Source organism: Streptomyces pathocidini (assembly GCF_001418495.1).
GTDB classification, from domain to species: domain Bacteria; phylum Actinomycetota; class Actinomycetes; order Streptomycetales; family Streptomycetaceae; genus Streptomyces; species Streptomyces pathocidini.
Genome location: NZ_LIQY01000145.1, coordinates 1 through 10057, shown reverse-complemented (window position 1 = coordinate 10057; position 10057 = coordinate 1). Strand labels below are relative to the sequence as shown.

The window sequence follows — 10057 nt, the reverse complement described above, 5'->3', positions numbered from 1 at the left end:
CCCCTGAGTCGCACAGCCTCCATCCACACAGCCCCCAGCCGCACACCCCTCTGCCGCACAGCCCCCAGCCGTACGGCCAGAGCCCCCGGGTACCCGCGCAGGCCTCCCGACTGCCCGCACCCCAGGCCTCGTTGCCCGCAGAGCCCGGCCTCGCGGCCACCGCCCCCGGTGCCGCGGCCGAGGCGGCCACGCTGTCCCTCACCCTCTCCGGCGAACCCGAGACCGGCCCGGGCGCCGCCCCCGCCCCGGAGGCGCCCGCGCTCGGCCCGCTCTACGTCGTCGGCGACGTCCACGGCTACCTCGACGAACTGCGCGAAGCCCTGCGCGCCCAGAGCCTGATCGACGAGGACGACCACTGGGCCGCGGGCAACACCCGGCTCTGGTTCCTCGGCGACTTCACCGACCGCGGCCCCGACGGCATCGGCGTCATCGACCTCGTGATGCGGCTCTCCGCGGAGGCCGCGGCAGCCGGCGGCTACTGCAAGGCCCTGATGGGCAACCACGAGCTGCTGCTGATCGGTGCCAAACGGTTCGCCGACACCCCCGTCGGCTCCGGCGCCGGCACCGCCTCCTTCCAGGCGGCCTGGCTGCTCAACGGCGGCCAACGCACCGACATGGAGCGCCTGGAGGACCACCACCTGCAGTGGATGTCCCGGCTCGACGCGATCGCCGAGGAGGACGGGCACCTGCTCGTGCACTCCGACACCACCGCGTACCTCGAGTACGGCGACTCCATCGAGGCCGTCAACGACACCGTCACCGAGACGCTCCAGCGCAACGACCCCGACGAGTGCTGGGACCTCTTCCGCAAGTTCACCAAACGGTTCGCCTTCCGCGACCAGTCCGGGCCGCAGGCCGTGCACGACCTGCTGGCGCGCTACGGCGGCCAGCGCATCGTCCACGGCCACAGCCCCATCCCGTACCTCCTCGGACAGGTCGGCTCGGAGGAGGACGAGGACGGCGGCGCCCCCGCCGTCCAGGGGCCGCACGTGTACGCCGACGGGCTCGCGGTCGCCATGGACGGCGGAGTGACCATGGCCGGAAAGCTGCTGGTCGTCCAACTCCCCCTGGCTGACTGAACACTTTCCGGGCAGATGTCAGGAAAACTGGTTCCGCATACGGCCCGGGCATTTTCCGGAAACTCCCTGTCACCCCGTGCCTTTGGCGCTCTACCATCGGCGTATCCGTAGCAGGCTCTCCCTCCGTTTCCGCCCAACTGCCCGGTGAGAGCCGGCACACAGGCCTACGGAGCATCGGGGGATGCACATGAACAGGGCACCGCATCTGCTGCCCGAGGACCGCCCGGAGTTCGAGCGGCTCCTCGGAGAGACGCTGCGCACCGCGGAGCAGCGGCCGGATCTGGCCGCGATCGGGCGGCGGCTCAACGCCGAGCAGCTGCGCACGATGGCGCTCGCCGCCTCCGCGGCCATCGCCTCCTGCGCCGCGGCCGAATACCAGCATTTCGTGCGCGTCCGGGACGAACTGCGCGAACCGCCACCGATTCCGGCGCACTCGGCCGACGAAGAGGGTCCGGATTCGGACACTCCCGCCGAGACGGCCGACGAGGACGGGTCCGGGGCCGGGCTGCTGGCCGTTTTCTCCGTCCTGGCCCCGGTGCTGGCCGGCACCGCCGCCGTGATCTTCCTGCTGGTCGGCTATCTGCTGCGGTACGTGAACCCCGACGAGTCCGTCGCGGACACGCTCGTCAACGCGGGCTGGGTGTTCGTGGCGCTCACCGCCGGGGCCATCGTGCTCGCGATGGGCGGACTGCTGCTGACCGCCCTGCGTAACGGGTCGAGTTCGCTGCGCGCCTCGGCGGTGGACGAGCGCACGGCCGAGGTCGACCGCGCGCGGGAGGCCTGGCGGCAGGCGCTGCTGGAGCGGGGCGTGCTGCCGTTCCTGCGGGAGGCGCTGGCGGATCCGGCGGGCGCGCGGGGCGCGGAGGGCGCGTACGGCGGAGACCCGCGCTTCTCGGCCGGGCGCACGCCCCGGCTGGGCTACTCGCGCCCGGGATTCAGCACGGAGAGCGGGGAGGGCGGCGGCGCCGAGGAGGCCTCCAGCCGCCCGTCCTTCCAGAGCCCCGGCTACTCGAGCCCGGACTACGGGGGCCCGGAACACCAGCCGGACTAGTGCGGGGGCCGGGGAGGCGGCGCGCCACCGTTCTCACGGTCTACGGAATCCCGTAATCCGCCATGCCTGTTCGCGGGCGGGACCGGTATGGCACGCTCGACATCGACCTGTCCCGTACCCGTGACGACGGAGAGAACCGCCGCCGTGCCGTCGCTGCCCCTCACCCTCACCGCCCGCCTACTGCCGGTGGTCGTCCTGGCCATCGCCGGCTGGGCCATGTCGACCAGCGGGGACCCGGGCTCCGCCGACGCCCAGGCCGCCGAGCCCCCGGGCCCGCGGCCGGAAACCGCCGCCCGGCGCTACGCCGAACCGCCCGACGCCTGCGCCGCGTTGGCGTCCCCGGTGGTCAAGGCCCTGGTCCCGGGCGCGGCGCCCGCGGGGAAGAAGCTGGACACCACCGATCCCACCCGCCGTGCCGGCTGCTCGTGGCACGCCCTGGACGGCTACGACTACCGCTGGCTCGACGTCACCTTCGAGACGCTCGACGAACCGGCCGCCGTCCGCTCGTACACCGGCAAGAAGAAGCCGACGCCCGCCCCCGGTCTGGGCGACGAGGCCTCCGTCGGCACGGATCTCACCCAGGACGACGGCCAGGGCACCCGCGAGTCGGTGGTCGTGGTCCGCAAGGCGAACGCGCTGATCACGATCACCTACAACGGCAGCGACTTCGCCTCCCGTGAGGCCCCGTCCGAGAAGACCATCCGCGAGGGCGCCCTCAAGGCGGCGCGCGAAGCGGTCCTGTCCCTGGCGGACGCGGAATCCTGAACGGCCCGCGCCCGGGACACCCGGCGCTGGGCGCCCAGGCCGGGGCACCCCGGCGCTGAACGGGCCGCGTCCGGGACACCCTGGCCGGCGCGGGGCACCCCGGGCGGGGCCCGCGCTCAGTCCGCGATCGGCAGGTAGACCCGGTTCCCCGCCTCCGCGAACTCCCGCGACTTCTCCGCCATCCCGGCCTCGATCTCCTCGCTGCCGTCCCCCGCCCCCATGGCGCCGCCATGCTCGCGCCGGATGTCCTGGGAGATCTTCATCGAGCAGAACTTCGGACCGCACATCGAGCAGAAGTGGGCCGTTTTCGCCGGTTCGGCCGGGAGCGTCTCGTCGTGGAAGGCGCGGGCCGTGTCCGGGTCGAGGGCCAGGTTGAACTGGTCCTCCCAGCGGAACTCGAAGCGGGCGTCGGACAGCGCGTCGTCCCACTCCTGGGCGCCGGGGTGCCCCTTGGCCAGGTCCGCGGCGTGGGCAGCGATCTTGTACGTGATGACGCCGGTCTTCACGTCGTCCCGGTCCGGCAGGCCCAGGTGCTCCTTCGGCGTCACGTAGCAGAGCATCGCCGTGCCCCACCAGGCGATCATCGCGGCGCCGATGCCCGAGGTGATGTGATCGTAGGCGGGCGCGATGTCGGTGGTGAGCGGGCCCAGGGTGTAGAAGGGGGCCTCGTCGCAGATCTCCTGCTGGAGGTCCACGTTCTCCTTGATCTTGTGCATCGGGACATGGCCCGGACCCTCGATCATGGTCTGGACGCCGTGGGACTTGGCGATCCGGTTGAGCTCGCCCAGCGTGCGCAACTCCGCGAGCTGCGCCTCGTCGTTGGCGTCCGCGATGGAGCCGGGACGCAGCCCGTCGCCGAGGGAGTACGTGACGTCGTACGCAGCGAGGATCTCGCAGAGCTCCTCGAAGTGCGTGTAGAGGAACGACTCCTGGTGGTGTGCCAGGCACCAGGCCGCCATGATCGAACCGCCGCGCGAGACGATGCCGGTCTTGCGGCGGGCCGTCAGCGGCACATACCGCAGCAGCACGCCCGCGTGGACCGTCATGTAGTCCACGCCCTGCTCGCACTGCTCGATGACGGTGTCCTTGTAGACCTCCCAGGTCAGTTCCTCGGCCCTGCCGTCGACCTTTTCGAGCGCCTGGTAGAGCGGGACCGTGCCAATGGGGACGGGGGAGTTGCGCAGCACCCACTCGCGGGTGGTGTGGATGTTGCGCCCGGTGGAGAGATCCATGACCGTGTCGGCGCCCCAGCGGGTCGCCCAGGTCATCTTCTCCACCTCCTCCTCGATGGACGAGGTGACTGCGGAGTTGCCGATGTTGGCGTTGACCTTCACCAGGAAGTTCTTACCGATGATCATCGGCTCGATCTCCGGGTGGTTGACGTTGGCGGGCAGCACAGCCCGGCCGGCGGCGATCTCGTCCCGCACGAGCTCGGGCGAGACGTTCTCGCGGACCGCGACGTACGCCATCTCCGCCGTGATCTCCCCCCGCCGCGCATACGCGAGTTGGGTGACGGGCGCCCCGTTGCGCGCGCGCCGCGGCTGGCGCGGGCGACCGGGGAAGACTGCGTCCAGATTGCGCAGCCCGCCGCGCGGCGAGGTGTGCTTGAGGCCGTCGTCCTCCGGGCGGAGCGGGCGACCGGCGTACTCCTCGGTGTCGCCACGGGCGACGATCCAGTTCTCCCGCAGCGGCGCGAGACCGCGGCGGACGTCCGTGTCGAGGGCGGGGTCGGTGTACGGGCCGGAGGTGTCGTACAGCGTGACGTCCCGGCCGTTGGTGAGGTGGACCCGGCGGACCGGGACCCGGATGTCGGGGCGGGGCCCCTGGAGGTAGCCCTTGTGCCAGCCCGGCTCGCGGTCCTCCGCGGGGCCGTTGGCGGCTGTTGTGGCCGCGGGGACCTCGTCCTGGCTGGTGGCAGGCGTGCGTGCGTCGTCCTGAACGGTCATGAGACCTACTCCCTACGCCGGCATTACCCGGTAACAGGTTCGGCGGTCGGCGCAGCGGCGTCCGTACGTCCCGTACGGAGGTCAGCGCCCTCTCAGCCCGGTGCTCCGAGCTCCCGCGTGTGCAAAACGCCCCCACCGTAACGGTTGGTTCCGCGACCTGAAAAGGGGCCGGGGAGAACGGGACGGCGAACCCGCACGGGTCGCAGCGCCGCTCCGCCCCGCGGGGGCGCCCGCACACGGCGCCGCCCTCTTGCGATGATCTGGCGGTGACCTCACCACCCGGCAACCCGGACGACCACCGACCAGCGCACGGTGCGACGCCCGCGCACTCCCACGCGCACACGCACAGCCACGGCCCCGCCGCGCCCGTCTCGAACCACCTCCGCAAGGTCATCGCGGCGGTGCTGATCCCGTTCACCGTCGCTGTCGCCATCGGCCTCGCCGTGCTGTGGCCGGGCGGCGTCCCGGGGCACGAGCGCTCGGGCGTCGGCTTCGACCGGCAGACCGAGTCGGGCCGGGTCGTGAAGGTGGAGACGGTCGACTGCGCGGAGGTCAACGCCCAGCAGCAGCCTTCGCCGGACGGCGCCACCGGCGGATCGGAGCAGGCCCCGGATGGTCAGCGGCAGCAGAACTGCAAGCGGGCCACGGTCGAGGTGACCTCGGGGAAGGACAAGGGGCGTACGTTCACCGAGATCATCCGGCCCGACGAGACCCGCCGACTGCGCCAGGACCAGGGCGTCGTCGTCGCGTACGCCCCCGACGCCCCACGTGAACTCCAGTACTCCGTCACGGACGTGGACCGCGGCTTCCCGCTGACGCTGCTCGCTGCGATCTTCGCGGTGGCGGTGGTGGTCGTGGGGCGGATGCGCGGGCTCATGGCGCTGATCGCGCTTGCCATCAGCTTCGCCGTGCTGTCCTTCTTCATCCTCCCGGCGATCCTGCACGGCTCGAACCCGCTGGTGGTGGCGGTCGTCGGGGCCAGCGCGATCATGCTGATCGCGCTGTACATGTGCCATGGACTCAACGCCCGCACCTCAGTGGCCGTTCTCGGCACCCTGGTGTCACTGCTGTTGATCGGCCTGCTGGGATCGCTGTTCATCGGCTGGGCGAGCCTGACCGGCAACACCTCGGACGAGACCGGACTGATCCACGGCCTCTATCCCGGCATCGACATGAGCGGTCTGCTGCTGGCCGGGATCGTCATCGGCTCGCTCGGCGTGCTGGACGACGTGACGATCACCCAGACCTCGGCGGTCTGGGAACTGAAGCAGGCCGACCCATCCATGACAGTGCGTCAGCTCTACCGTGCGGGCCTGCGCATCGGCCGGGACCACATCGCGTCCGTGGTCAACACCCTCGTCCTCGCCTACGCGGGCGCGGCCCTCCCGCTGCTGCTGCTGTTCTCGATCGCGCAGAGCGGCGTGGGCGCCGTCGCCAACAGCGAGATCGTCGCGGAGGAGATCGTCCGGACGCTGGTCGGCAGCATCGGGCTGGTCGCCTCGGTGCCGGTCACCACGATCCTGGCTGCGCTGGTCGTCTCGGCCGACCGCCCCGCGGTCGGTGCGGCGGGACGGACAGAGCGGGCTACCAGTCGTCGCGGGACGAGGAGGAGGAAGAGGTGAACTTCCGCACCACGTAGACCAGTCCGGCGACCAGGGCGACGAACACCAGAACCTTGAAGAGCAGCCCGACGACGAAGCCGACCACGCTCATGATCATGCCGCCGAAGACGAAGAGCGCGAGCAACGGCACCGCGACCCACTTCACCCACCACGGCAGACCCTCGAAGATCTCCTTGACTGCAGCCACTGTCGGCCCCGCTTCCACACTTTCGTCCCGGTTCCCGGGAGATTCCCGGTCCATCCGGGCTGTCTTCGATGCTAGGCACGGCACGGTGCCCGGCGGAGGCCCCGCGGCCCCCGTCCTTCCCTGACCCGACCCCTACGGGAGCCAGGGGCTCCGGGTGGTCAGCTCTCCGGGGGAGAGAAGACGACCAGGACCCGCAGGTCCTCGCTGATGTGGTGGAACTTGTGCGGCACCCCCGCCGGCACGTACACGACGCTGCCGCGCGCGACCATCGTGGTCTCCGTCCCGACCGTGATCGAGGCCCGTCCGCTGACCACGAAGTAGACCTCGTCCTGCCGGTGCGGCTGCTGCGAGTCGGCGGTGCCGGCGTCCAGCGCGTACAGCCCGACCGACATGTTCCGCTCGCGCAGGAACTGCAGGTACGCCCCCTGGTTGGCGGCCCGCTCCGCCTCGAGTTCATCCAGCCGGAACGCCTTCATTCCCGTCCCACCCCTAGCTCTCCAGATCCGGTCTGCCACGATCTCACCATGAAGCATTTCGTAGTCAAGACGATCGCCAACGCGGCGGCCCTGCTCGTGGCCATCTGGCTGCTGCAGGACATCACGCTGACCGGCGACAGCGTCGGCCGCAAGGCACTCACCCTCATACTCGTCGCCCTGGTCTTCGGCCTGGTGAACTTCATCGTCAAGCCGGTGGTCAAACTGCTGGCCTTTCCGCTGTTCATCCTCACCCTCGGCCTGATCACCCTGGTGATCAACGCCCTGATGCTGCTGCTCACCTCCTGGCTTGCCGACAAGCTCGACCTCTCCTTCCACGTAGAGGGCTTCTGGACGGCCGTGCTCGGCGGTCTGATCGTCTCGATCGTCTCCTGGGCGATGAACGTGGTCCTGCCCGACGGCGAGGACTGATCCACCCCCTTCCGCTCCCGCGGCGGAGGCCCGGCCGCGGGTGGCGGATGATGGGCCCATGAGCCCGTCACCCCGCTCCCCCTTCCGCGTGTGCTGCGTGTGCACCGGCAATATCGAGCCCGCGGCGCAGGCCCTCCTCGGTGGCGTCCGCGCGACCCTCGACGACCAGCGGCGAGACGACCAGCAGCGCGACAGCCAAGGAGGCAGCACATGACCGGTGATGGAACCCGCGCCGTACGGGCCGGACTCCCGGAGCCCGTGGCCTATGAGCCGACCATGCCCGGTCCGGTCTTCGCCGCCCACTACCACCTGCCGGGCGACGCCGTCGGCCCGTACACCTACGGCCGGGACGACAACCCGACCTGGACCGGCCTGGAGCGCGCCATCGGCGAGCTGGAGGCACCCGGCGAGGACGTGCACACCGTCGCCTTCCCCTCGGGCATGGGCGCCATCGCCGCCGTGCTGCTCTCGGGTGTGCGGTCCGGGGACACCGTCGTGCTTCCGAACGACTGCTACCAGGCGATGCCGCTGATCCGCGAGCGGCTGGAGTCCTACGGTGTCGAGGTGCGCACCGCGCCGACCGCGGGCGAGGCCCAGGCCAAGCACCTCGAGGGCGCGAAGCTGCTGTGGATCGAGACGCCCTCCAACCCCGGCCTCGACGTGTGCGACATCCGGCGGCTGGCCGACGCCGCCCACGAGGCGGGCGCGCTGGTCGCCGTCGACAACACCCTCGCCACCCCGCTCGGCCAGCGGCCCCTGGAGCTGGGCGCCGACTTCTCGGTGGCCAGCGGCACCAAGGGCCTGACCGGCCACGGCGATGTGCTGCTCGGCTATGTGACCTGCCGCGATCGCGAGTTGGCGGCCCAGGTGAAGCTTTGGCGCAAGACGTCCGGGGCCATCCTCGGCCCGATGGAAGCCTGGCTCGCCCATCGCTCGCTGTCCACCCTCCAGCTGCGCATCGACCGGCAGACCGCGACCGCCCTCGCCCTGGCCGAGGCGCTGCGCGAGCGCCCCGAGGTGACCGGGCTGCGCTACCCGGGCCTGCCCGACGACCCCTCGCATGCGGTCGCCGCCCGGCAGATGCGGTCCGGCCGCTTCGGCTGCGTGGTGTCCTTCACGCTGCCCGACCGCGCATACGCCGAGCGGTTCCTGGCGGCGCTGCGCCTGGTGGACGACGCGACCAGCTTCGGCGGCGTGCGGTCCACCGCCGAGCGGCGCGGGCGCTGGGGCGGGGACGACGTGCCGGAGGGTTTCGTCCGCTTCTCCGTCGGTGCCGAGGACCCCGAGGACCTGGTGGCGGACGTGCTGCGGGCGCTGGACGAGACGGCGGCCCCGACGGCCGGCTGAGTTCCGGTACGTTTCGGAGGCCCCGGACAGGGCCACATCTCCTCCATGACCGTACGACCCGTGGTCAAGCGAACCGCCCGCGCCATCCTGCTCGACGGCGACGAGATGATCCTGATCAAGCGGACCAAGCCGGGCCGCCCGCCGTACTGGATCACCCCCGGTGGGGGCGTGGAGCCGGAGGACGCCACGGTCGTCGACGCGCTGCACCGCGAGGTGGACGAGGAGCTGGGTGCGAAGATCAGCGACGTGGTGCCGGTCTTCGTGGACACCGTCGAGCACATCGCCGACGGCGGGGTGACGGGTGTGAAGGTGCAGCACTTCTTCGTCTGCCGCCTGGAGTCGATGGACCCGACGCGCCGCCACGGTCCCGAAGTCGACGAACCCAGCGGGGAGTACGAGATCACCCGCATCCCGTTCACCCGGCCCGGGCTCGCCTCGGTCGAGGTGGTGCCGCTCTCCCTGCGGCACTACCTGGACGGCAACATCGAGGGCGTACGAGCGCTGCACGCCCCCGACCTGGGCTGACGCCCCGGTCCTCCGCCTCTCCGCCAGAACCCCCATGACGTACCCCCACAGTGCGGGCGCCTCCCCTGGGCGCCGTACACCTCTAATACACCGCCCGCCGCCTCCGGGTTCCAACCTGCCCGAGGCCGGGTTCAGAATCCCTCGGGCCCCGTCGCGATCAGCTCCTCCAGGGCGTCGTGGCGGATCCGGTCCGCCGGCACGCCGACATCGGTGAGGGTGTCGATCCCGCTGCGGATCATCCCGGGCGGCCCCGAGAGATAGGCGTCGTACGCGTGCCAGGGGCCGTAGCTCCGCACCGCCTCGGGCAACGGCCCCCTGAGGCCGCCCGCGGGAGCCGGACCGTTGGCGACGACCGGGCGCACCGAGAGCCAGGGATGGGAGCGGGCCAGCCGCAGCATGGTGTCGATGTCGTAGAGGTCGTAGTCGCGGCGGGCGCCGTAGAAGACCTCGACGGGGCGCTTGCGGCCGTGCTCGGCGACGTCCTCCACCAGCGCCTTGATCGGCGCGATACCGGTGCCGCCGCCCAGGCAGAGCAGGCCGTTGTCGGCGCCGTGGTCCACGGTCATCGAACCGCCCGGCGGCCCGAGCCGCAGGACGTCGCCGGGGCGCGCGCGGTGCACGAGCGCGCCC

At 71.5% G+C, this 10057-nt stretch carries 12 protein-coding genes; 8 read left to right on the top strand and 4 right to left on the bottom strand.

The features are described from left to right. The first annotated feature begins 50 nt into the window (after positions 1 to 50). The 3 genes from AOK16_RS09080 to AOK16_RS09070 all read left to right on the top strand — a co-directional run bounded on the left by AOK16_RS09080 (position 51) and on the right by AOK16_RS09070 (position 2895). Positions 51 to 1079, top strand: a complete 1029-nt coding sequence (locus AOK16_RS09080) for a metallophosphoesterase (RefSeq protein ID WP_240483470.1) — start codon at positions 51 to 53, stop codon at positions 1077 to 1079. A gap of 181 nt (positions 1080 to 1260) precedes the next feature. Further along, positions 1261 to 2130 carry a hypothetical protein gene (locus AOK16_RS09075; RefSeq protein ID WP_055471731.1) on the top strand — a complete coding sequence of 290 codons (870 nt, stop codon included), beginning with the start codon at positions 1261 to 1263 and terminating at the stop codon, positions 2128 to 2130. Between the two features lie 120 nt (positions 2131 to 2250). Further along, positions 2251 to 2895 carry a hypothetical protein gene (locus AOK16_RS09070; RefSeq protein WP_240483467.1) on the top strand — a complete coding sequence of 215 codons (645 nt, stop codon included), beginning with the start codon at positions 2251 to 2253 and terminating at the stop codon, positions 2893 to 2895. A gap of 116 nt (positions 2896 to 3011) precedes the next feature. Here the strand turns inward: AOK16_RS09070 and thiC are convergent, their stop codons facing one another. Continuing rightward, positions 3012 to 4841: a phosphomethylpyrimidine synthase ThiC gene (gene thiC, locus AOK16_RS09065; protein ID WP_055471729.1), complete on the bottom strand. Its 1830-nt coding sequence runs from the start codon at positions 4839 to 4841 to the stop codon at positions 3012 to 3014. 266 nt (positions 4842 to 5107) lie between these two features. Here thiC and AOK16_RS09060 point away from each other — a divergent pair, with 266 nt between their 5' ends. Then, complete coding sequence (locus tag AOK16_RS09060) at positions 5108 to 6463, top strand: YibE/F family protein (protein ID WP_055471728.1); 1356 nt, start codon at positions 5108 to 5110, stop codon at positions 6461 to 6463. On the opposite strand, the gene AOK16_RS09055 is transcribed toward AOK16_RS09060, so the two are convergent. Both AOK16_RS09055 and AOK16_RS09050 read right to left on the bottom strand, forming a co-directional pair. Further along, positions 6426 to 6704, bottom strand: a complete 279-nt coding sequence (locus tag AOK16_RS09055) for a DUF5326 family protein (protein ID WP_157859154.1) — start codon at positions 6702 to 6704, stop codon at positions 6426 to 6428. The genes AOK16_RS09060 and AOK16_RS09055 overlap by 38 nt on opposite strands. 104 nt (positions 6705 to 6808) lie before the next feature. Next, positions 6809 to 7126: a cupin domain-containing protein gene (locus AOK16_RS09050; protein WP_055471726.1), complete on the bottom strand. Its 318-nt coding sequence runs from the start codon at positions 7124 to 7126 to the stop codon at positions 6809 to 6811. Between the two features lie 48 nt (positions 7127 to 7174). Between AOK16_RS09050 and AOK16_RS09045 the strand changes: the two genes are divergently transcribed. The 4 genes from AOK16_RS09045 to AOK16_RS09035 are packed head-to-tail and all read left to right on the top strand — an operon-like array spanning position 7175 to position 9427. Continuing rightward, on the top strand, positions 7175 to 7555 hold the full coding sequence (locus AOK16_RS09045) for a phage holin family protein (protein ID WP_055471725.1): 381 nt from the start codon (positions 7175 to 7177) through the stop codon (positions 7553 to 7555). A gap of 58 nt (positions 7556 to 7613) precedes the next feature. Further along, on the top strand, positions 7614 to 7769 hold the full coding sequence (locus tag AOK16_RS27115) for a hypothetical protein (protein ID WP_157859153.1): 156 nt from the start codon (positions 7614 to 7616) through the stop codon (positions 7767 to 7769). Continuing rightward, positions 7766 to 8902 carry a cystathionine gamma-lyase gene (locus AOK16_RS09040; protein ID WP_055471724.1) on the top strand — a complete coding sequence of 379 codons (1137 nt, stop codon included), beginning with the start codon at positions 7766 to 7768 and terminating at the stop codon, positions 8900 to 8902. The genes AOK16_RS27115 and AOK16_RS09040 overlap by 4 nt, the downstream gene beginning before the upstream one ends. A gap of 45 nt (positions 8903 to 8947) precedes the next feature. After that, complete coding sequence (locus AOK16_RS09035; RefSeq protein ID WP_055471723.1) at positions 8948 to 9427, top strand: NUDIX domain-containing protein; 480 nt, start codon at positions 8948 to 8950, stop codon at positions 9425 to 9427. Positions 9428 to 9558: 131 nt separating this feature from the next. On the opposite strand, the gene AOK16_RS09030 is transcribed toward AOK16_RS09035, so the two are convergent. Next, positions 9559 to 10057 (bottom strand): ferredoxin reductase domain-containing protein (locus AOK16_RS09030; protein WP_478071899.1); only part of this gene is annotated, 499 nt, incomplete at its 5' end.